Origin of the sequence: Pseudomonas sp. NFACC42-2 (genome assembly GCF_900116055.1) — a bacterium.
GTDB lineage: Bacteria > Pseudomonadota > Gammaproteobacteria > Pseudomonadales > Pseudomonadaceae > Aquipseudomonas > Aquipseudomonas marginalis.
The window spans coordinates 185,739-207,402 of sequence record NZ_FOZO01000009.1 but is presented as its reverse complement, the minus strand read 5'-3'; the positions used below and the strand labels follow the sequence as shown (position 1 = coordinate 207,402).

Annotated in this window: 19 protein-coding genes, 1 tRNA gene and 2 pseudogenes; 12 read left to right on the top strand and 10 right to left on the bottom strand. The window is 61.4% G+C overall.

The window, feature by feature from the left end; genetic code table 11:
* Positions 1 to 12 precede the first annotated feature (12 nt).
* Positions 13 to 89 (bottom strand) — tRNA-Met (locus BM416_RS18475).
* Between the two features lie 283 nt (positions 90 to 372).
* Here BM416_RS18475 and dinB point away from each other — a divergent pair.
* The gene (dinB, locus tag BM416_RS18470; RefSeq protein WP_027605471.1) at positions 373 to 1,431 is read left to right on the top strand and encodes a DNA polymerase IV; all 1,059 of its coding nucleotides are present in this window, start codon (positions 373 to 375) and stop codon (positions 1,429 to 1,431) included.
* A 68-nt stretch (positions 1,432 to 1,499) separates the two neighbouring features.
* On the opposite strand, the gene BM416_RS18465 is transcribed toward dinB, so the two are convergent.
* From BM416_RS18465 to BM416_RS18450, 4 genes are all read right to left on the bottom strand, one after another.
* Entirely contained in the window at positions 1,500 to 2,453 is a 954-nt protein-coding gene (locus tag BM416_RS18465) for a hypothetical protein (RefSeq protein ID WP_092358354.1), read from the bottom strand.
* A gap of 20 nt (positions 2,454 to 2,473) precedes the next feature.
* Positions 2,474 to 4,189, bottom strand: a complete 1,716-nt coding sequence (locus tag BM416_RS18460; RefSeq protein WP_065925012.1) for a proline--tRNA ligase — start codon at positions 4,187 to 4,189, stop codon at positions 2,474 to 2,476.
* Positions 4,190 to 4,344: 155 nt separating this feature from the next.
* A complete protein-coding gene (locus tag BM416_RS18455; protein WP_092488974.1) occupies positions 4,345 to 5,877 on the bottom strand; it encodes an AmpG family muropeptide MFS transporter in 1,533 nt (510 codons plus the stop codon).
* A gap of 43 nt (positions 5,878 to 5,920) precedes the next feature.
* The gene (locus BM416_RS18450) at positions 5,921 to 6,283 is read right to left on the bottom strand and encodes an MGMT family protein (RefSeq protein WP_092488973.1); all 363 of its coding nucleotides are present in this window, start codon (positions 6,281 to 6,283) and stop codon (positions 5,921 to 5,923) included.
* Positions 6,284 to 6,427: 144 nt separating this feature from the next.
* Between BM416_RS18450 and BM416_RS18445 the strand changes: the two genes are divergently transcribed.
* The 10 genes from BM416_RS18445 to BM416_RS18400 all read left to right on the top strand — a co-directional run bounded on the left by BM416_RS18445 (position 6,428) and on the right by BM416_RS18400 (position 15,079).
* Positions 6,428 to 7,435 carry a DUF481 domain-containing protein gene (locus BM416_RS18445; protein WP_092488972.1) on the top strand — a complete coding sequence of 336 codons (1,008 nt, stop codon included), beginning with the start codon at positions 6,428 to 6,430 and terminating at the stop codon, positions 7,433 to 7,435.
* 93 nt (positions 7,436 to 7,528) lie between these two features.
* The gene (locus BM416_RS18440; RefSeq protein WP_092488971.1) at positions 7,529 to 8,260 is read left to right on the top strand and encodes a HugZ family pyridoxamine 5'-phosphate oxidase; all 732 of its coding nucleotides are present in this window, start codon (positions 7,529 to 7,531) and stop codon (positions 8,258 to 8,260) included.
* 66 nt (positions 8,261 to 8,326) lie between these two features.
* Complete coding sequence (locus BM416_RS18435; RefSeq protein WP_024077215.1) at positions 8,327 to 8,803, top strand: FxsA family protein; 477 nt, start codon at positions 8,327 to 8,329, stop codon at positions 8,801 to 8,803.
* A 247-nt stretch (positions 8,804 to 9,050) separates the two neighbouring features.
* On the top strand, positions 9,051 to 9,347 hold the full coding sequence (groES, locus tag BM416_RS18430; protein WP_003175874.1) for a co-chaperone GroES: 297 nt from the start codon (positions 9,051 to 9,053) through the stop codon (positions 9,345 to 9,347).
* 50 nt (positions 9,348 to 9,397) lie between these two features.
* Entirely contained in the window at positions 9,398 to 11,044 is a 1,647-nt protein-coding gene (groL, locus tag BM416_RS18425) for a chaperonin GroEL (protein ID WP_027605479.1), read from the top strand.
* Between the two features lie 264 nt (positions 11,045 to 11,308).
* A complete protein-coding gene (gene colR / locus BM416_RS18420) occupies positions 11,309 to 11,992 on the top strand; it encodes a two-component system response regulator ColR (RefSeq protein WP_027605482.1) in 684 nt (227 codons plus the stop codon).
* Positions 11,982 to 13,262: a sensor histidine kinase gene (locus tag BM416_RS18415; protein WP_092488970.1), complete on the top strand. Its 1,281-nt coding sequence runs from the start codon at positions 11,982 to 11,984 to the stop codon at positions 13,260 to 13,262. The genes colR and BM416_RS18415 overlap by 11 nt, the downstream gene beginning before the upstream one ends.
* Before the next feature lie 188 nt (positions 13,263 to 13,450).
* Positions 13,451 to 14,131: a class I SAM-dependent methyltransferase gene (locus BM416_RS18410; RefSeq protein WP_065925019.1), complete on the top strand. Its 681-nt coding sequence runs from the start codon at positions 13,451 to 13,453 to the stop codon at positions 14,129 to 14,131.
* A gap of 4 nt (positions 14,132 to 14,135) precedes the next feature.
* Entirely contained in the window at positions 14,136 to 14,855 is a 720-nt protein-coding gene (locus tag BM416_RS18405; RefSeq protein WP_027605485.1) for a lipopolysaccharide kinase InaA family protein, read from the top strand.
* On the top strand, positions 14,852 to 15,079 hold the full coding sequence (locus BM416_RS18400; RefSeq protein ID WP_027605486.1) for a hypothetical protein: 228 nt from the start codon (positions 14,852 to 14,854) through the stop codon (positions 15,077 to 15,079). The genes BM416_RS18405 and BM416_RS18400 overlap by 4 nt, the downstream gene beginning before the upstream one ends.
* A 122-nt stretch (positions 15,080 to 15,201) precedes the next feature.
* Here BM416_RS18400 and BM416_RS18395 read toward each other — a convergent pair whose 3' ends face one another.
* Genes BM416_RS18395 through BM416_RS18385 form a run of 3 tightly spaced genes read right to left on the bottom strand, consistent with a single transcriptional unit; the run spans position 15,202 to position 18,837 of the window.
* Positions 15,202 to 16,299, bottom strand: coding sequence for a DUF1513 domain-containing protein (locus BM416_RS18395; protein WP_092488979.1), 1,098 nt, complete (start codon positions 16,297 to 16,299; stop codon positions 15,202 to 15,204).
* 2 nt (positions 16,300 to 16,301) lie between these two features.
* A complete protein-coding gene (locus BM416_RS18390; RefSeq protein ID WP_065939200.1) occupies positions 16,302 to 17,366 on the bottom strand; it encodes an imelysin family protein in 1,065 nt (354 codons plus the stop codon).
* Positions 17,367 to 17,397: 31 nt separating this feature from the next.
* Complete coding sequence (locus BM416_RS18385) at positions 17,398 to 18,837, bottom strand: di-heme oxidoreductase family protein (protein ID WP_092488969.1); 1,440 nt, start codon at positions 18,835 to 18,837, stop codon at positions 17,398 to 17,400.
* Positions 18,838 to 18,977: 140 nt separating this feature from the next.
* On the opposite strand from BM416_RS18385, the gene BM416_RS18380 reads away from it, so the two are divergent.
* Positions 18,978 to 19,541, top strand: coding sequence for an NAD(P)H nitroreductase (locus BM416_RS18380; RefSeq protein ID WP_092488968.1), 564 nt, complete (start codon positions 18,978 to 18,980; stop codon positions 19,539 to 19,541).
* Positions 19,542 to 19,604: 63 nt separating this feature from the next.
* On the opposite strand, the pseudogene BM416_RS31230 reads toward BM416_RS18380, so the two are convergent.
* Positions 19,605 to 20,135, bottom strand: a pseudogene (locus BM416_RS31230) (methyl-accepting chemotaxis protein); the annotation flags it as partial.
* Between the two features lie 375 nt (positions 20,136 to 20,510).
* A pseudogene (locus tag BM416_RS31225) lies at positions 20,511 to 21,470 on the bottom strand (chemotaxis protein); the annotation flags it as partial.
* Positions 21,471 to 21,664 lie beyond the last annotated feature (194 nt).

The window sequence follows — 21,664 nt, the reverse complement described above, 5'->3', positions numbered from 1 at the left end:
TTTTTTGATGTTTGGTTGCGGGAGCCGGATTTGAACCGACGACCTTCGGGTTATGAGCCCGACGAGCTACCAGACTGCTCCATCCCGCGTCTGTGTGTCGGCATTCTACAGAGGATCACGAGTGTGTCAACCGGTGAATCGAAGAAAAGCGCTTGTGGTTCAATCGGTTAGCTCTCCATGTAGAGCCGTTTGAGTGGTTCGGGCCTGTGGGGCCAAGGGTTTCAGCTCTATTGGAAGGCTGATTTCGATTGAGAAAATAAATTTATCTAGGAAATCTCCTACCACTCAAGCGGAAGATTCAAACTACTGGTGCTATATACAGGGGTGGATGCGATACTGGCCACCCGTTGGATTACACCCGCCTTTCTACTTATGACGCAGCGCAAAATCATCCACGTCGACTGTGATTGCTTCTACGCCGCCATTGAGATGCGTGATGACCCGAGCCTGGCGCAAAAGCCCCTGGCGGTAGGTGGGTCGGCAGATCGAAGGGGCGTGATCGCTACATGCAACTACGAAGCGCGGGCGTATGGGGTGCGTTCCGCCATGTCGTCGCGGCATGCCCTGAAGCTCTGCCCGGACCTGACCATCGTCAAGCCGCGCATGGATGCCTATAAGGAGGCGTCGAAGGAAATCCAGACGATCTTTCGCGACTACACCGACCTGATCGAGCCCCTGTCGCTGGACGAGGCCTACCTGGATGTCTCGGACAGCCCGCACTTTGGCGGCAGCGCCACGCGCATCGCCCAGGACATTCGGCGCCGGGTCTCCAATCAATTGCACATCACTGTGTCCGCCGGCGTGGCGCCGAATAAGTTTTTGGCCAAGATCGCCAGCGATTGGAAAAAGCCCAACGGCCTGTTTGTCATCACCCCGGATCAGGTCGAGGACTTTGTCTCCCAACTGCGGGTAAGCAAGTTGCACGGCGTGGGCAAGGTGACGGCAGACAAGCTGGCTCGCCTGGGCATCGAAGACTGCCTGCAATTGCGTGAGTGGAACAAGCTGGCGCTGGTGCGTGAGTTCGGCAGCTTTGGCGAGCGCTTGTGGAGCCTGGCCCGTGGGATAGATGAGCGTGTGGTGCAGAACGACAGCCGGCGGCAGTCCATCAGTGTGGAAAATACCTACGATGTGGACCTGCCGGATCTCTCAAGCTGCCTGGCGAAACTTCCAGAGTTGATGGAGACCCTGGCAGGGCGCATGGCGCGTATCGACAGCAGCTACAAGGCGGGCAAGCCGTTCGTTAAGGTGAAGTTTCATGACTTTACCCAGACGACGCTGGAGCAGGCGGGCGCGGCGCGGGATCTGGAGAGTTATCAACAGCTGATGACCCAGGCGTTCAATCGCGGTGGGAAACCGGTGCGGTTGTTGGGGATTGGGGTGCGGTTGCTGGACCTGAGTGGCGGCAACGAACAGTTAGAGTTCTCTTGGTAGAAACCGGAAACAAATGTGGGAGGGAGCAAATCCCCTCCCACATTTGGATCGATAGCGTTTTCGAAGCCTCAGCGTGCTCCGGGATCCGCCACCAACCGCCCTGCATCCTTGGTCAACGCCTGCAGGAATTCCTGCTGCAGCTCGGGATCATTGCGGGTCAGTTCGATCAGGCTTTGTTCCAGTTCGCTGGCTTCTTCCTCCAGGCCCAGCTCCGACAGGCGCTTGACCCGGTGCACCCACTGGCTGACTTCATCGTCTTCCAGGTCGTCGTAGATCAGGCCGTGGGCTTCCAGCAACTTGCCGCGCAGGGTGCTGCTGATCGCCAGGGTCGAGTCCGAGTGCACGTCGTCCTGGCCATCTTCCACGCTGATCTTCAAGGTCGTGACGCGGTTCAGGTCCTGCTCGGCAAACGGGCTGTCCAACAGGTTCAGGCGCAGCACGCCGTTGCGGTCGGTGGTCAGGTCATGGGTCTGTTTGCCGGCGGTGACCTGGACCGGGCGCTCGCTCCAGGGCAGGCTCGAATACTCCACGCGTTTGTCGCGCTGGACTTCATCGATACCCGCGAGGTTCTGTTGCGCGCGCCCATGGGATTGCACGTTCATGAACGGGTTGAGACCGTCCACGCCGTAGGTCAGCCAGTCGTGGGTCATGCTGGTCGGCAGGTTGCCGAGGGCGAAGATGTTGGCCACGTTGGCGCCTGCACCCGCGACCAAAGCCACTGCACCCAGGGGCATCTCATAGAGTTTGCGCCAGGGCTGGTAGGGCGTGTAGCGGTCGTAACGACGGGTAACTTCGAATTCGGTGACCTCAAAGGTCTTTTGCTCGTGAATGCGAACCCGGCGTTGCGGCAGCTCCAGCACTTTGGGTTCGCCTACATCGATCTGCAGGCTGTGGTCGAGCAACTTACGCTCGACCCGCTCCTCGTGCTCACTGCGTTGCGACATCTGGTTGGCGCAGCCGCTGACCAGCAGGGCGCCGCACAAGGCGGCGCCCCCCAGGGCTCTGGTGTTTCGCTTGAACATGACTTCTCTTGATCTGGTTTTCAGCGACGAATACGCGCCTGGAGGAAAGACAGCACGTCAGCCACCGGCAAGGGTTGGGCTTCGGCTTCGGTCCGGCTCTTGTATTCCAGATTGCCATCGGCCAGGCCGCGGTCACTGACCACGATCCGGTGCGGGATGCCAATCAGCTCCATGTCGGCGAACTTGATGCCCGGGCTGGTTTTCTTGTCCCGGTCATCCAGCAGCACTTCAAAACCAGCGGCCGTGAGTTCGGCATACAGTTTGTCGGTGGCTTCGCGTACTTGCTCGGTTTCGTAACGCAGCGGTACCAGGGCCACCTGGAAAGGCGCGAGGGCGTCACTCCAGATAATGCCTTTCTCGTCGTTGTTCTGCTCGATGGCAGCGGCAACCACGCGGGAAACGCCAATGCCGTAGCAGCCCATGTCGAGGGTGATCGGCTTGCCGTTCTCGCCCAGCACTTCGCACTTCATCGCCTTGCTGTACTTGTTGCCCAGCTGGAAGATGTGCCCGACTTCGATGCCGCGCTTGATTTCCAGGGTGCCCTTGCCGTCCGGGCTTGGGTCGCCAGCCACCACGTTGCGCAGGTCGGCCACGGTCGGCACCGGCAGGTCACGCTCCCAGTTCACGCCGAAGTAGTGCTTGTCGTCGATGTTCGCGCCGATACCGAAGTCGCTCATCAGCTCGACCGAGCGGTCGATGATGATCGGCAACGGCAGGTTCAGCGGGCCGAGGGAACCGGCACCGGCGCCGATGGCGTCGCGCAGTTCGGCATCGCTGGCCATGACCAGCGGGCTGGCCACGCCAGGTTGCTGGGCGGCCTTGATTTCGTTGAGTTCGTGGTCGCCACGGATCACCAGGGCGATCAGCTTGCCTTCTTCTTCGGCGTGCACGATCAGGGTCTTGATGGTCTTTTCAATCGGTAGATTGAATTTCTCCACCAGGGCCGCGATGGTCTTGGTCTCTGGGGTATCCACCAGGCGCAGTTCTTCAGCCGGGGCTGGACGGGACGTTTCCCGTGGCACGGCTTCGGCTTTCTCGATGTTCGCCGCGTAGTCGGAACCGTTGCTGAACGCGATATCGTCTTCGCCGGACTCGGCCAGCACGTGGAATTCGTGGGAGCCGGCACCGCCGATGGAGCCATTGTCCGCTTCAACCGCCCGGAACTTCAGGCCCAGGCGCGTGAACACGTTGCAGTAGGCCTGGTGCATGCGGTCGTAGGTGGCCTGCAGCGATGCCTGGTCGGCGTGGAACGAATAGGCGTCCTTCATGATGAATTCACGGCCGCGCATCAAGCCGAAGCGTGGGCGGATTTCATCGCGGAATTTGGTCTGGATCTGATACAGGTTCAGAGGCAGCTGTTTGTAGCTGCTCAACTCGTTGCGCATCAGGTCGGTGATCACTTCTTCATGGGTCGGGCCGGCGCAGAAGTCGCGGCCATGACGGTCCTTGAAGCGCAGCAACTCAGGGCCGTACTCTTCCCAGCGCCCGGATTCCTGCCACAGCTCGGCCGGTTGGGTGCTCGGCATCAACACTTCGAGAGAGCCGGCGGCGTTCATTTCTTCGCGAACGATGGCTTCGACCTTGCGCATCACCTTCAAGCCCATGGGCAGCCAGGTGTACAGGCCCGAGGCCAGTTTGCGGATCATGCCGGCGCGCAGCATCAGCTGGTGGCTGATCACGACCGCATCGGAAGGCGTTTCTTTCTGTGTGGCGAGCAAATATTGACTGGTACGCATGGTAGGCCGTTGTCGGTTGCTTGAACTTGAAATGACTTGGGATTGTACGGGCGCAAACTGCCGCCGTACAGGCATCAGAATGCAGGGCTGTCTGTAGGCGCAGAGCTCGCTTGCGATGGGGGCGCCGCGGTCTGGCTTTTAAAGGGTCCCCAGAATCAGTCCTCTACCGGCGGATTCAACCGCATCCGCCGATTCTCCTGATACCAGTGCAACGCAATCAGCAGCAGTGTCGGCACGCCCAGCATGCAGGTGATCAGGAAGAAGTTGTGGTACCCGAACTTCTCCACCATCACCCCCGAGTACCCGCCGATCAGGCGCGGGAGCAACAGCATGATCGAGCTGAGCAGCGCATATTGGGTGGCGGAAAACTTGAGGTTGGTCAGGCTCGACAGGTACGCCACGAATGCCGACGTGGCCAGGCCCGAGCTGAAGTTATCCAGGGAGATGGTAAAGATCAGCATCTGCAGGTCGGGCCCCATGTCGGCGAGCATCACGAACAGCAGGTTGGTCCCCGCCGACGTCACGCCGCCGATAAACAGGATCGGCAGGATGCCGAAGCGCACGATCAGCAGGCCGCCCATGCCGGCACCGAGCAGGGTCATGATCAGGCCGAAGATCTTGCTGACCCCAGCGATCTGATCCTTGGTAAAGCCCTGGTCGATATAGAACACGTTGGCCATCACGCCCATCACCGTGTCGGACATGCGATAGGTGGCGATCAGCCCCAGCAGCAGCAATGCCTGCCAGCGGTAGCGCAGGATAAAGTCGTTGACCGGCGTGAGCACCGGCGCCAGGCCCCGTCGGCCCATGGCCGACAGGCACAGTGTGGTGAGAATGATATAGAGAATGGCGCGCAGGAACGCGCGGTCGTCCATCAGCAAGTCCCACAGGCTGACGCCCTGGAACAGCACGCTGGCGAAGTCGGTGTTGAACAGCTGGGTGAACATCGCCGGTACGGACACCAGCAACACGATCAGCACGAACACCGACACCAGTTGATGCACGAAGCTGTAGCGCCCGGCCTGCAACTGGGTGCGCAGCGGCACATTCGGTTCGCGCATGAACAGCGTGGTCAGCAGCGCCGGGATCATCAGCACGCCGAACAGCACATAGGTACCGGTCCAGGCCGAGTGCTTATAGTTGAAGCCGGTGGAGCCGAAGCCTTCGGCAAAGAACAGCGCACCGGCCGTGGCCAGCAGGGCGGCGATGCGGTAGCCGGACATATAGCTGGCGGCCAGGGCAGCCTGGCGGCTGTCGTCGGCGATCTCCAGGCGATAGGCGTCGACCGCGATGTCCTGGGTGGCGGAAGCGAAGGCCACCACGACGGCAATAGCGATCAGCCAGGACAGGTGTTTCTGCGGGTCGCAGAACCCCATGCCGATCAATCCGAGGATCACCAGCGACTGTGCAAGCACCAGCCAGGAGCGACGACGTCCGAGTTTACCGAGCAGTGGCAGGCGCCATTGGTCGAGCAGCGGCGACCAGACCCATTTAAAGGCATACGCCAAACCGATCAGGCTCGCATAGCCGATGGTCTCGCGGGCCACACCGGCCTCACGCAGCCACACCGAAAGCGTCGAGAACACCAACATGTAAGGCAAGCCGGCGGCAAAGCCGAGCAACAACAGCACTAACGTCGAGGGGCTGGCATAGGCGGCGAGCGCGGCGCGCCAGGTTTTACGGGGCATGGGCTGGAGTCTGCCTCAGATTCACGGAAACAAAGCGCGCACTCTAACCGCTGTGCTCTACCGGGCGCCAGCCATGGCGCTGAATATCCACGCGATTGTTGCGCACCGTGACCCCCTCATCGCGCAAGCGCGCCCGTTGCTCGTCGCCCGAGGCGCTGCCCACCGGCAGACTTATCCGACCACCGGCACCCAGCACGCGATGCCAGGGCAATGTGGTGCTCTCGGGAAGTTGGCTCAAGGTACGACCCACCCAGCGCGCGGCGCGCCCCAGCCCGGCCAGTTGCGCCAGCTCGCCGTAACTCACCACGCAACCGGCGGGGACTTGCGCCAGGGTCAGGTACAGCGCGGTGCGGCGCATTTCGGCGGGGTTTTGCGGGGCATCGGCAGGCTGATTCACTGTGGGCATATCCGTTGGGATCGTCGGTCTTTTGTAAGAAACGTCTGTAAGTATGCTGTTGAGAATTGAACTCAACACAAATCCTTGAGTCAGTCCTAGCTATCTAACACGATAATCGCCCCTTTTCGCCAACCTTGAGCTCCCTATCCGCTTATGTTGTCCAGAACCCTGCTGTGCCTCGCTGTCTTCAGTGCATCCACGCCCCTGCTGGCCGATACCGTCTGGTTGAAAAACGGTGACCGCCTGACCGGCAAGATCAAGGTCTTCGACGGTGGCAAGCTGCTGATCCAGACCGACTACGCCGGCGCCATTCCGGTGGACTGGAAGCAGGTGAAAACCCTGGAGAGCGACCAGGAACTGTTGGTCAAGCAGGACGCCTACACCGGCGAGAAGGCCAAGTCCCTGCAGGCGGCGGACGATGGCAAGGTGGTGCTGGCCAATGGCGAGGCGCCCAAGACCGTCGAGCTGGCAAGTATCCAGCAGATCATCAAGCCCAAGCCGGTGATCGAAGACCTGGTGTGGAAGGGCAATGTCGACATGGCGCTGGACTACAAGCGCGCTGAAAAAGACACCAACGACTACGACATCGACTTCAAGACCACCGCGCGCCATGGCCAATGGCGCCATACCGGGCAGGGCGAATACAACCGCGAGTTCCAGGACGACGTCACCACCACCGACAACTGGGCCCTGGAGTATGACCTGGACCGCTTCATCACCGAGCACTGGTTCTGGCAGGGGCGCCTGACCTACAAGCGCGACAAGGTTGAAGACCTGGCGCGCCAACGTACCGTCGGTACCGGCCCGGGCTACCAGTTCTGGGACGACGAGCTGGGGGCGTTCTCCCTCGGTTCGCTGGTCAACCGCACCGATTACGAGTACGCCGATGGCGGCAAGGACAACTTCTATTCCCTGGCCATGAAGTGGAACTACAACCGCTACCTGGTGGGCAAGACCGTTGAGTTCTTCACCAATGGCGAGGTGGGCAAGCCTATCGACGGCCCCGCCGACTACTCCCTGGATGCGGAAATGGGCCTGCGCTACAAGGTGACCGAGTGGGCATCGCTCAACCTCAAGGCCGAGCGCGACGTGATCAGCGGCGATTCGGAAAGCAGCCTGAGCAAGACCCGTTATACCGCAGGCTTCGGCGTCGCCTGGTAATCGAGCCCTGGCAACCGACGCGTAGATTGATTACCTTGTGTTGAGATCCATTCCCATACGCTATGGGCGGCCGAATACCCGAGGAGTCATACGTTGAGCACGCAGGTTGCCAAGAACGCCCGAGAGCTGTTGCTCAAGGAATACCGTGGGGCTCTCTCCACATTGTCCAAGGCCATGCCCGGCTTTCCGTTCGGCTCGGTCGTGCCGTATTGCCTCGACGAGCAGGGCCGCCCGTTGATCCTGATCAGCCGCATCGCCCAGCACACCCATAACCTGCAAAAAGATCCCAAGTGCTCGCTGCTGGTCGGCGAGCGCGAAGCGGATGACGTGCAGGCCGTGGGGCGCCTGACCTACCTGGCCGAAGCCGAGAAACTCGACGACCCTGCCGCCATCGAAGCAGCGGCCGAACGCTATTACCGTTACTTCCCCGATTCGGCCAACTACCACCAGGCCCACGATTTCGATTTCTGGGTGCTCAAGCCGGTGCGCCACCGTTATATCGGCGGGTTTGGCGCGATTCACTGGATCGACCAATTGACCCTGGCCAATCCCTTCGCGGGCAAGGCCGAGCGCAGCATGATCGAGCACATGAACAGCGACCACACCAAGGCCATTGCCCACTACGTCGAGTTGGCCGGCTTGCCTGCTTTCGAACCTGCGCAATTGGCCGGCATCGACAGCGAAGGCATGCACCTGCGCATCGGCCAGGCCCTGCATTGGCTGCCATTTGCGGCGTCTTGCAACACGCCGACACAAGTACGCGAAGCCCTGGTTTCATTGGCCCACGCTGAGGTCTGGCCGAAAAAAGCCGCCGCTGAAGCTTGAATTCACGAAACGGCGACGTCATCTAAGGTGGACTGGCAAGGCATTCTTGCGTTGAGGAACCTTTTGATGCGCCCTTTTTTATTGCTCTTTCTGCTGTTCCCGGTGTTGGAGCTGTTCGTATTCGTTCAAGTCAGCGGTGCGATCGGGTTTTTCCCGGCCCTGTTGCTGATCATTCTAGGCTCGATGCTCGGCGTCCTGGTGCTGCGCGTCGCCGGCCTGGCCACGGCGCTGCGTGCCCGCGAGAGCCTGAACCGCGGCGAACTGCCGGCCCAGACCATGCTCGAAGGCCTGATGATGGCGTTGGCGGGCGGCCTGTTGATCCTGCCGGGCTTTATCAGCGATGTAGTGGGCCTGGTCATGCTGCTGCCGTTCACCCGCAAATTGCTGGCGGGCAAGATGCGCCAGCGCGCCGAAGAGGCCGCGATTCGCCAACGGGCGTTCGCCGACGACCTGCAACCCCGTGGCGGCCCGGCTCCGCGCCAACCGTTGGGGCGAGAAGGCGACGTGATCGAAGGCGAGTTCGAACACCGCGACAGCAAATAACCGCTTCACTGGCACGGCACCTTCGGGTGCCGTGTTGCTTTTATAGGCTGGCAGACGCAAAAAAAATCATCGCCGGCCCCTTGTAATAAGCTTATGCGCCCTTATGTAACGGTCACCGCAAGGTTTCTGGTGGCGACACCGGACAGACTTCCGTGTTTCGCCCAGCGAACCGCGACCGGCACTGCCGGAATACAACCCGCCGGTATCGATACCGGCCGATGAAAAACACAATTAGGAGAGATCGACAATGAGCAAGCTTCGTCCTCTGCACGACCGCGTCGTAATCCGTCGCAGCGAAGAAGAAAAGAAAACCGCTGGCGGTATCGTTCTGCCAGGTTCGGCTGCTGAAAAAGCCAACCACGGTGTGATCGTCGCTGCAGGCCCAGGCAAGACTCTGGAAAACGGTGACGTACGTGCGCTGGCCGTTAAAGTCGGTGACAAGGTTGTATTTGGCCCTTACTCCGGCAGCAACACTGTGAAAGTCGACGGCGAAGACCTGCTGGTTATGGCTGAGAACGAGATTCTCGCCGTTCTGGAAGACTGATTTCCCCGCTCATTTTCCCGTTACTACAAAGTATTTAAGGAATATCGATCATGGCTGCTAAAGAAGTTAAATTTGGCGATTCCGCCCGTAAGAAAATGCTCACCGGTGTCAACATCCTGGCTGACGCAGTAAAAGCGACCCTGGGCCCGAAAGGCCGTAACGTGATCATCGAGAAGAGCTTCGGCGCTCCGACCATCACCAAGGACGGCGTTTCCGTCGCCAAAGAAATCGAACTGGAAGACCGTTTCGAAAACATGGGCGCGCAGCTGGTCAAAGACGTTGCCTCCCGTGCCAACGATGACGCAGGCGACGGTACTACCACCGCCACCGTTCTGGCTCAGGCGATCGTCAACGAAGGCTACAAGGCCGTTGCTGCCGGCATGAACCCGATGGACCTCAAGCGCGGCATCGACAAGGCCACCATCGCCATCGTCGCTGAGCTGAAAAACCTGTCCAAGCCTTGCGCCGACACCAAGGCTATCGCCCAGGTAGGCACCATCTCCGCCAACTCCGACAGCTCCATCGGCGACATCATTGCCGAAGCCATGGAAAAAGTCGGTAAAGAAGGCGTGATCACCGTTGAAGAAGGCACTGGCCTGGAAAACGAACTGTCGGTTGTCGAAGGCATGCAGTTCGACCGTGGCTACCTGTCCCCGTACTTCGTCAACAAGCCGGAAACCATGGTTGCCGAGCTGGACAGCCCGCTGATCCTGCTGGTCGACAAGAAGATCTCCAACATCCGCGAAATGCTGCCAGTGCTGGAAGCCGTTGCCAAAGCCGGCCGCCCACTGCTGATCGTTTCCGAAGACGTTGAAGGCGAAGCCCTGGCGACCCTGGTTGTGAACAACATGCGTGGCATCGTTAAAGTCGCAGCCGTCAAGGCTCCAGGCTTCGGCGACCGTCGCAAGGCCATGCTGCAGGACATCGCCGTCCTGACCGGCGGTACCGTTATCTCCGAAGAGATCGGCCTGAGCCTGGAAAGCGCCACCCTGGAAAACCTGGGTAGCGCCAAGCGCGTGACCATCTCCAAGGAAAACACCATCATCGTTGACGGTGCTGGCGTTGACGGCGACATCCAATCGCGCATCACTCAGATCCGTGCCCAGGTTGCCGAGACGTCCTCGGACTACGACCGTGAAAAACTGCAAGAGCGCCTGGCCAAGCTGTCCGGCGGCGTTGCAGTGATCAAGGTTGGCGCGGGTTCCGAAGTTGAAATGAAAGAGAAGAAAGCCCGCGTTGAAGACGCCCTGCACGCAACCCGCGCAGCCGTCGAAGAAGGCGTGGTACCTGGCGGTGGCGTTGCGCTGATCCGTGCCCTGGAAGCCCTGACCAACCTGACCGGCGACAACGCTGACCAGAACGTCGGTATCGCTGTGCTGCGTCGTGCGGTTGAAGCACCGCTGCGTCAGATCGCTGCCAACTCCGGCGACGAGCCAAGTGTTGTGGTCAACGAAGTCAAGAACGGCAAAGGTAACTACGGTTACAACGCTGCGACTGGCGTCTACGGCGACATGATCGAAATGGGCATCCTGGACCCTACCAAGGTGACTCGTTCCGCGCTGCAGGCCGCAGCCTCCATCGGTGGTCTGATCCTGACCACCGAAGCTGCAATCGCTGACAAGCCGAAGGCTGAAGGCTCGGCTGGCGGCGGTATGCCAGACATGGGCGGCATGGGTGGCATGGGCGGCATGATGTAAGCCAGCCTTACCCCTGTACTGAAAAAGCCCCGCCTGCAGTGATGCAGGCGGGGCTTTTTCACGTCTGGGATTCCAAGGCGTGATCATGCATCAGCGTGGCAGCTTTTCTGTGGACTGCAGGTGAACCGATAGTGAAAAACCCGTGAAGTGAGCCTATTGGTTGGAAATACTTAGAGAGTGGTTCCACCACCCTAGTCGTGAGCCACACTTGGCCTTAAGCTGCGCGAGCCAACACGGCCGTTACCGCGTACGGAGACACTGCCCATGCGAATTCTATTGGTTGAAGACAACCGCGATATTCTGGCCAACCTGGCCGACTACCTGGGGCTAAAAGGCTACACCGTGGACTGTGCGCAGGACGGTTTGTCGGGCCTGCACCTGGCCGCCACCGAGCATTACGACTTGATCGTGCTCGACATCATGCTGCCTGGCATCGATGGCTACACCCTGTGCAAACGCCTGCGTGAGGACGCGCGCCGCGACACGCCGGTGATCATGCTCACTGCCCGCGACCAGTTGGATGACCGGCTGCAGGGCTTCAAGTCCGGTGCCGACGATTACTTGCTCAAACCGTTTGCCCTGTCGGAACTGGCCGCGCGCATCGAAGCCGTGCTGCGCCGTGCCCAAGGCGGCGGTCGCCGCGCCCTGCAAGTGGCCGATCTGAATTACGACCTCGATACCCTGGAAGTGACCCGCGAAGGGCGCCTGCTCAAGCTCAACCCGGTCGGCCTCAAGCTGCTCGCGGTCTTGATGCAGAAAAGTCCCCACGTACTGCGTCGGGAAGTGCTGGAAGAGGCCCTGTGGGGCGATGACTGCCCGGACAGCGACAGCCTGCGCAGCCACGTGCACCAATTGCGCCAGGTGATCGATAAGCCGTTCGCCAAGCCGTTGCTGCAAACCGTGCATGGTGTGGGTTACCGCTTGGCCGAGGGCCGTGATGGAGTTTAAGCAAAGCCTTGCCCAACGGATCATCATCGCCTTTGCCTTGATGAGTGCGTTGGTGGCGGGGGCCTTCGCCATGGGCATCGTCGCCACCGTGCACCTGGTGGAAGAGAAGTTGATCTCAGCAGGCTTGGGCGGTGACCTGCAGCGCCTGCTGCTGATGGACACCGTCGAGGACTGGCGGCACCGGCCCGAGCCCGACCAGCTGTTTTACTTCAGCGGTGGCCCCGGGGATTTTGAATTGCCCAAGGACCTGCGGCATCTGGAACCAGGGTTTCATGAGGTGTTTCGCGAGGCGTTGTCGTACCACGCCATGGTCGAAGTGGTCGACGGTCGGCGCTATGTGCTGCTGCAGGATCAAAGCGATTTCGAAGAGCGCGAGCGCGTGCTGTTTGCCGTGGTGCTGGTGGGCTTCGTGCTCAGCCTGGCGCTGGCGGTATTCCTCGGCTGGGTACTGGCCCGTAAAGTGATGGCGCCGGTGGTACGCCTGGCCCGCCAGGTGCGGCACCGCGACCAGTTGCTGGGCCTGGCGCCGCCCCTGGCCCCGGACTATGCGGCCGACGAAGTGGGTGAGCTGGCGGTGGCCTTCGACGCCACCCTGGGGCGCCTGCGCCAGGCATTGTCCCGCGAGCAGTTGTTCACCAGCGATGTCAGCCACGAACTGCGCACGCCTTTGATGGTCCTGGCCAGCTCCTGCGAATTGTTGCTGGAAAACCCGGCTATCGATCAGCGTGGGCGTAACCAGGTCGAGCGAATCGCCCGCGCCTGCGAGGAAATGCGCGAACTGGTGCAGACCTTCCTGATGCTGGCCCGGGCTCAGCATGATGACGGCAGCATGTCGCCTAAGGCGAATCTGTCCCAGGTCGCTGATGATCTGCTCGGCATCTGGCGCGAGCCCATCGAGCACAAGGGCCTGGAGTTGATCTACCAGCCGGGCGACCCGCTGGATACGCGCTACAACGCGACCTTCCTGCATGCCGTGATGGGCAACCTGTTGCGCAATGCCCTGCATTACACCGAAAGCGGCTTCATCCGGCTGACCCTGGAGCCGACCGGGTTTGTGGTGGAAGACAGCGGCGTCGGCATTCCCGAAGACAAGCGCGAAGCGATGTTCGAGCCGTTCGTCCGCGGCAGTGAGAAGCGCGGCGAGGGTCTGGGGTTGGGTTTGTCACTGGTCCAGCGCATCTGCGAGAACCAGGGCTGGAGCGTTACCCTCAGCACCATGGAGCCTAACGGCTGTCGCTTTCATGTCCAGTTGAGTCCGGTCAACGCCTGACCGTTTCCCCTGCCGTTATCCTGCCAGAGATCCCCGTAATTCGGCGAAGATGGCCCCATGATATTGCTTGTATCTGTAAAGTCTTGAAATATATGAGATTGGACAGGACAAGTTTTTCACAAGGGGTTGACCTGTTGATGACAGGACGCTGCTTAAGGTTGTAGGCATCAGCAACTGGAGATCCGTTGATGCCTACCCCGATCAAGCTCGAATTTTCCGAAAAGTACGACGATCAGCACGCCCACGAATATTTGCTCAAGCATCAGGACAATCTGGCGCGCCGGTTGTCACACAAACGCGACGAGCAACTGGCCCGTGGCGCGTTGGCGATGGCCGGCGAGCCTGGCCTGGTGCTGGACCTGCCGTGTGGCGCCGGGCGTTTCTGGCCGCTGCTGGCGGAAAAACCCAACCGTGTGATCATCGGCGCCGACAATTCGGCCTCCATGTTGAAGGTCGCGATGGCCGCCCAGCCCGCAGAAGTGGTGAAACGGGTACGGCCCTTGCAGACATCTGCCTTCGATATCGATTTGCCGGATAACTCGGTCGACAGCATTTTCTGTATGCGCCTGCTCCACCACATTGGTGATCCGGCGCACCGTCAGGCAATTCTGCGGGAGTTTCAGCGGGTTACCCGGGACAGCGTGATCATTTCGCTGTGGGTCGATGGCAATTTCAAAGCCTGGAAACGCAAGCGCCTGGAAGGAAAGCGTCGCAAGACAGGTGAGCAGGAAGGTTACCAGAACAGATTTGTGTTACCGGCTGCTACTGTTGAGGCAGAGTTCGAGCAAGCCGGATTCCGTGTTCAGGAATCCCTGGACTTCATACCGCTGTACGCCATGTGGCGGGTGTATGTATTGCGCAAGAGGTAACAGGATGGCAGTTGAGTGCGTAGCAGGCAGTCACGTAGCTCCCGAAGAACGCTTCGATTATTTCTGGCGTCAGCAAGGCGAATGGGTCGAAGAGCCCAATCGCCGGCGTGGCGGTGAAAGTGGTGTACAGCGGGTCATGACCGCCAATGGCCGTTTGCTCTACAGCAAGCGCCAGACGGGCCATATCTACCGCAGTTGGCTGCACCCGTTCGGACGCCCCACGGTGCTGCGCGAGCGGGATGCCCTCAGGGGCCTGCGACTGCTGGATGTTCGCGTGCCCGAAATGGTCTTTTGTGAGGCGCGTCGTGACCCCGAGCACCGCTGGAAGGCATTGCTGGTAACCGCCGCCCTCGACGGCTTCGACGAAATCGAAAACTGGTACGCCGCCGGTGGTCGCGAACAGTATGGCGAGCAGGTGCACGAGCGCTTGCTCAAGGCGTTGGCCGCCACCCTGGCCCGCATGCACAAGGGACGCTGGCAGCACGGTTGCCTGTACATCAAGCATATTTTCGTGCGGGTAACGGGCGAAGGCGACTCGGCCCAGGTGGAAGTGGCACTGCTGGACTTCGAGAAATGCCGCCAGCGCTTGACCGCTTATCGGGCAGCCTCCCATGACATGTTGCAGCTGCGTCGCCATTCGTCGTGGAACAGCACCGACTGGGAAAAACTCAGCTACTTTTATGAAGCGGCGTTTGGCAGCGCTATCAAGGGTTTAACCAGATGAAGCTAGAAATAGCACGAGGTCTGTTCCTGGTCGGGGCGATGGGCATTGCCGCCCTGGCCCTGGCCGCATGGGAGCAACCTCGCACACAGGTACTCAGTGCGGTGCAAGGTGGCGGGCAATGCCTGTTGCCCCGCGTCGCCAAGGCGAGTGCGGCGGTCAAGCCTGATCATGAGTTGCTGTTGTTCATGTTTGGGATGTCTCAAGGGATGAGGCCGCAAAGTTGAAACGATTCAAACCCCCGAAGAAGGGCCTTGCGATGCGAGGCCCTTTTTTTTGCCTTTCAAACCTTATCCGCAACGCGGCTGCTACGGGGGCGCGGTGTTGGAAAAGACGGTATCTACGCAGGTCAGACTAGATGCAGGTGGTTATCCCAGAGCCCTGCCGGCAATTCCAACGGTTTGGCGACCAGCTGTTTCTGGCGGCAATCGTAATAGCGGCAACGGCCTTGGCCCGAGGTGACGACAAACCCGTCCGCCACTGCACCGACGCCTGCGCAGTCGGGCAGCGGTCCATCCAGGCGCAGCTCGGCGGTGTCCATGTCCCAGATAAAGAAGCGGTTGCCACGGGGGGCGGTCAACGCCACCAGGCGCAATTCGCTGTGCACGGCAACGCTGGCGGTGTAATGCCCCATGGCCTGCAACTGCTCATCGGCCACCGGGAAGGCCACGAACGGCTGCCCCGGGCGCTTGATCGCCAGCAACTCGGAGCGCTCCTGGGACGGGCCCATGAACTGCTGGCCGGTGAGAAGGGTGCCATCGCTGGCGATGCCCATATGGCGCACGCTGTTCATCTGCTGGCCGAGGGTTTCCTTGCTGATCAGCGTGCCGTCACGGTGCATCAGCACCAGGCTCGGTTCCATGGCGTTGAGGTTCATCTCCACGCGGCTTTCGGCTTCGGTGCGAATGCCGCCGTTGGCCACCGCCAGGGTTTCGCCGTCGGGCATCCACGACACCTGGTGCGGGCCGATGCCATGGGTGGAGATCTCGCCGCTGTGCACCAGGCGCTCGCCTTCGAACTTGTACACACCGAGCAGGCCACGGCCGGGGTCTGACGTGTCGTTCTCGGTGGCGTACAGCCAATCGCCGCTCTTGTGGATGACCGCATGGCCGTAGAAGTGGCGGTTGGCGTTCGAGGCGATGGTTTGCAACAGCGCGCCATTACGCAGGTCGATCAGGTAACTCTCGGTGCCCGGGCGGCGGGCAACAAACAGCGCAATCGGCAGTGTCGGGTGGTTGATGATGTCGTGGCAGCGCTGGCCGACCTGGGTGGCGAACACCTGCTTGCCGTCCAGCTGAAAACCCACGGCATAGTGCTTGCCGTCTGCATCATCGCGCGCCGACAGCAGCAGCGGGTGCTTGTCTTTCCCTTTGAACAGCGTCCAGCCACCCAACGTGAGTGCGCTGAGCAGCACGCTGCCGATCGCCAAAGCCTGTCGCCTGAGCATCATCAGTCACCGTCGTTGGCATTGAAGCCCAGTTGGATCCCCAGCGCCTTGGCCAGCTCGCCTTCGTGCAGGCGGTGGACGACGTTGAGGCTGTCGTAGATGTCGTTGAGCTGCTGGCGCCCGGCGTCATCGTTCAACAGCTCGTTGAGGGTGCGCTGGTTGCTGGCGAACAGTTTCAGCGCGGCGGCATAGGCGGCGTCGATCTTATCGGCCAACGGCTTCTGATCCGCCGGCAGCAAACCACGCAGGCCCTTGTTGTCGACGCCGACCCATACGGTCTGGGCGGCGGCGAGGCTGGCTTCCAGGCTTTGCAGGGACGACTGGCTGCGCCATGCATCGGCCTGGAACGGCTGCGGGATACCCTTGGTCTGGCGGCCCATGGGCGTGCCGAGTTTTTTCTTCAGGGTGTCCAGTGCGGTCACTTGTACGCGCAGCAGATCGGCGATGGCTTCGTGGGAGTCAGCGTAGCGCTGGTTCGGGAACTTGCTCATCTGCGCGAGCATGCCGTCGGTGCTGTTCCAGCTGGCCAGGATCTCTTCGGCCAGGGCTTTCTGGCGCTCACCGATGGCCACCAGCAGCGGGCAGTAACGGGCTTTCTGCGCCTCGTCGGCGATGTCGGTCTTGGCGTCGTAGAGGATGTATTCGTAGGCCGACAGGCCCTGCACCACCACGCTGGACTTGGCCAGTGCGGTGCCGTCGATCTGCGGCTGGGCGGCGACCAGTTGCTCGACCTGGCGGCCCACCAGGTTTTTCTTGTCCGGCCAGAACTGCACCTGCCACGAGCGGTTGCCCTCGGCCAGCGGGCCGATCAGCAGCGGTTGTAACTCGGCCCAGGCTTTTTGCGCGTGGAGGAAGTCGGCGCGGGCAGTGTCCAGGCTTTCCTTGCCCTGGCAGTAGGCCAGGGCGCTGACGGCCAACTGGCGGTCGGCTTCGACCCAGCGGCTGTAGGTCGGCAGGATCACCTGCTTGGCGATCGCCGCCGAGGTCACGGCTTGCGGGTCTTGTGGCGAGCAGGCGCCCAGGGCGAGGGCGGCCAGGCTGGTGAACAACAACTTGGGACGGAACATGTCGAGCTCCCTTCTGTAATTGGGGCGAAGCTTATAAAGAATTCAGGAACGCCAGCAACGCAGCGCGCTGCTCGGCATTGAAGGACAACACATGCTGCTGCGCCGCTTGTGCTTCGCCGCCGTGCCACAGCACGGCTTCGAGCAGGTTGCGGGCGCGGCCGTCATGCAGGAACTGGGTATGGCCACTGACGGTCTGCGTCAGGCCGATGCCCCACAACGGCGGCGTGCGCCAGTCGCGGCCACCGGCCTTGAATTCCGTGCGGTTGTCGGCCAGGCCTGGCCCCATGTCGTGCAACAGCAGGTCGCTGTAGGGGCGAATCACCTGGTTGGCCAACTCGGGTTCGGCGGCATTCGCTGCGGTGGTGAACGTCGGTTTATGGCAACCCTGGCAACCGGCCTGGTAGAACAGGTTTTTCCCGGCCAGCACCTGCGGGGTGTCGACGTCGCGGCGCACGGGCACGGCCAGGTTACGGGTATAGAACAGCACCAGGCGCAGGATGTTATCGCTGACTTCCGGCTCGCCCTCGGGGCCATTGCCGTTGGGTGCCTGTTTGCAGGCGACTTGGGCGTCGGTGCAGTCATCGAAGGGTCTCAGGGAGGTGGTGAGGCCCATATCACCAGAGAACGCGTGAACATTTTGTTGATTGAGATTGGGTTGCCCGGCTTTCCAGCCAAAACGCCCGAGTACGGTTTTTTGCTCGGCGTCATCCCAAACCCGATTCGCCCTGCCGACGAGGGCTTCCTTGTCGGCGGTCTTCGGGTCGGTATTGCGCAGGATGTCTGCGTCGCTGATGGCTTCGAGCAGGCCCAGGCCGATCATCGGCGGGGCGATGCGTGCGGAGAAACGTGTATCTGGATGCATCGGGCCATAGCCGAGCTGGGTGATTTGCAGGTCTGGCTTGCGCAGCTCGACGACGGTGCCGTCCTTGAAGGTGACGTTGACCGGCGTGTAGTCGACGCGCACCTTGCCTTCCGGCGGCACGCCGGGCACCGCCATGTCCTGCAGTTGCCCGCCGTAGACGGGCTCGGGTACCACCCCGACTTGCTCGATGAGCTTGGCGTAGGGCGGCTGGTCCTGGGTAGACAGGGGAATCGACAGGCGCACCAGCATCGACACCGCATTGGCCGCGTCGGGCAGCGGCGGGTGGCCACGGCCGTCCTTGATATGGCAGTTCTGGCAGGCGTTGGTATTGAACAGCGGGCCCAGGCCATCGCGGGCGGTGGTGGTGGACGGCGCGATCACCCAGGGGCTGCGAAAGAAGCTGTTGCCCACGCTGAAATCCAGGCGGCGTGTGGGCGACAGGTTGGCCGAGGGCAGGGAAAACGCATTCTGGTCGCGCTTGTTCACCGTCGTCGCGCCGCCCGCTCGCGCTTCACCCGGCTCGGCCTTGGTGAAGCGTGGGGCGTCGTCGCAGGCGGTCAGGCTCAAGGCCATCAACGCTGCGCACAGGCGAAAAAGCGAACGAAACATCGAGTTTCCCGGACGAAGGCTGGAAATAAGGTCGCAAAGTCTAACAGGGCGGGGCGGATTGAATAAGAGCAATTATCGTTTGGTGGCATCCCGATTCATTCCCGCTAGAATGACCGCACATTTTTTTCTGGAGGTGGCCAATGCAGGCTCTCGACGCTTTGCTCAACCGTGTTTCCGTGCCGCGTTTGCTGGAACCGGCACCGACCCAGGAGCAGCGCGATGTGCTGTTCGCCGCAGCCATGCGTGCGCCCGACCACGGCCAACTGCGCCCTTGGCGTTTCCTCACCGTGGAAGGTGCCGCCCGTGAGCAGATGGGCACGCTGTTGGCCGAAGCCGCCCGTTTGCAGGACGCCGATGCTCCCCAGGCTGTCATCGACAAGGCCCAGAACGGCCCGCTGCGTGCACCGCTGGTGGTGGTGGTGATTGCCCGCCTGCAGGAGCACTTCAAGGTGCCCAAGTCTGAACAACTGTTGGCAGCCGCCTGCGCGGCCCACGGCATTCTGCTGGCGGCCTATGCCCAGGGGATTGGTGCGGTGTGGCGCACGGGTGAGTTGTCCTATTCGGCCCACGTGGCCAAAGGCCTGGGGCTGACGGCGGATGAGGAGGTGATTGGCTTCCTTTATTTGGGGACACCGCAGAACCCACCGCGTACGGCGTCGAAGGAAGATGTGGCGGCGTTTGTGCAGGCCTGGACGGGTCTCTAAGCAGTAGGCGGTCAAAATGTGGGAGGGGGCAAGCCCCTTCCCACATTTGACCGTTGGTGTGTCTTACACCTTGAACTGATCCATGAGTTTCATCTGCTGGCTGGCCAACGCATTGAGCTGGCTGCTGATGGCCGCCGACTCGGTGGCCTGGCCGGTGAGGGTTTCGGTCACGGTGCGGATCGCCGAGACGTTGCGGTTGACCTCTTCGGCCACGGCGCTTTGCTGCTCGGCGGCGCTGGCGATTTGCAGGTTCATGTCGCTGATCACCGTCACCGCATCACTGATCTTGCCCAGGGCCTGCGCGGCTTGATGGATCTGCCCGGCGTTACTCTGGGCCTGGCTCTGGCTCGAGTGCATGGTTGCCACCACGCCACGGGTGCCGCTCTGGATGCGTTCGATCACCTGGCGGATTTCCTCCACCGAATCCTGGGTGCGCTTGGCCAGGTTGCGCACTTCGTCGGCCACTACCGCAAACCCTCGGCCGCTTTCCCCGGCGCGTGCGGCTTCGATCGCCGCGTTGAGCGCCAGCAGGTTGGTTTGCTCGGCAATGCTGCGGATCACCTCCAGGACTGAACCGATCTGTTCGCTGTTGACCGCCAGGGCTTCGACTTCGCCCACCGCCTTGCTGACTTCTTCGGCGAGGGTGGTGATGTCGCGAGTGCTCTGCTCGATGATCGACATGCCTTCACGGGCCGACTGGTCGGCGCCGCGTGCCGCGCTGGCGGCATTGGAGGCGCTGTTGGCGACGTCATGGGCGGTGGCGCTCATTTCGTTGGACGCCGTGGCCACCTGGTCGATTTCGCGGAACTGCACCTGCATGCCTTCGCTGGTCTGGCGTGCGATGGCCGAGGACTGGTCAGCCGTGCCACGGGCTTCGGTGATGCTTTGCTTGATCTGCGCGATGGTCGGTTGCAGCTTGTCGAGGAAGCGGTTGAACCAGTTCACCAACTCGCCCAGTTCATCTTTCTTGGCATAGGCCAGGCGCTGGGTGAGATCGCCGTCGCCGCTGGCGATGTCCTTGAGCATGGCGGCGACGCTGTTGATCGGGCGGGTCACGCCGGTGGCGGTGAGCCAGATCAACAGCAAGCCGAGCAGTCCGGCGGCGGCGCCGACCAGCAAGGCCTTGAGGGTGCCGGTGGCCTGGGCGTCGTCGAGTACCGCCTGCAGCTTGACGTTATCGGCCAGCATCACGCTTTTGGGCAGTTTGATCACCACGCCCCATGGCTTGGCATCGGCGAGTGGCTTGACCGGGTACACGGCGCGAATAGTGTCGCCCTGTTCGCGGATCATGCGGTTGTCACTGGCCAGCAATTGCACGATTTCCTTGCCTTCGGCGCCAAGGGTGTCGATCAGGTTCTTGCCGACCTTGTCCGGTTCGCCGCTGTAGGCGGCAATCAGGCCGGTACTGGAAAGAATCTCCAGGTGCGCCGCGCCGTTGAACAGGTCTTTCTGTGCGGCGTCGGTGGTGGCTTGCAGGGCGGTGAGGGCAATGTCCACACCGATGACGCCGATGAGTTTGCCGTCGACGATCAGCGGCGAAGCGATGGTGGTCATCAGCACCTTTTTGCCGCCCACCGTATCTTCATACGGGTCCAGCAGGCAGGTAGTGCGGGTGTCCCGTGGGCAGGTGTACCAGATGTTGTAGGGCGTACCGTTGAGGGTGAGGGTGGTCTTGTTCAGGTCCTCTTCGACCATGACGGTGTTCAAGCCTACGCCGCCGGCACGGCTCCAATAACTGGAGAAGCGCCCTTTTTCGTTGGAGGCACGCGCTTTATCATCGACGAATTCGCTGTCCTTGCCATCCAGGCTGTTGGGTTCGAACGACAGCCAGAAACCCAGCACCTTGCTGTTGCGATCGAACGTGGTTTTCAGGCTCTGGTTGATTTCTTCGCGCAGCGCGCCGGCGTCCAGGCCACGCTTGCTGGCCATGGTGCGCAGGTCCTTGACCTGGTCGGCCAGTGCGGTCAGCGCCAGCAGGCTGTCGCCGAAGGTTTTCTGCAGTTGCACTGCCTGTTCGGCGGCCCTGGCTTGCAGCAGTTGTTCCACGCCGTCGGTAAGCATGCGCGAGCTTGAGTCGCTGACCAACTGATCGTTCTGGTTGGTGTTGTAGATGTTGATGCCGA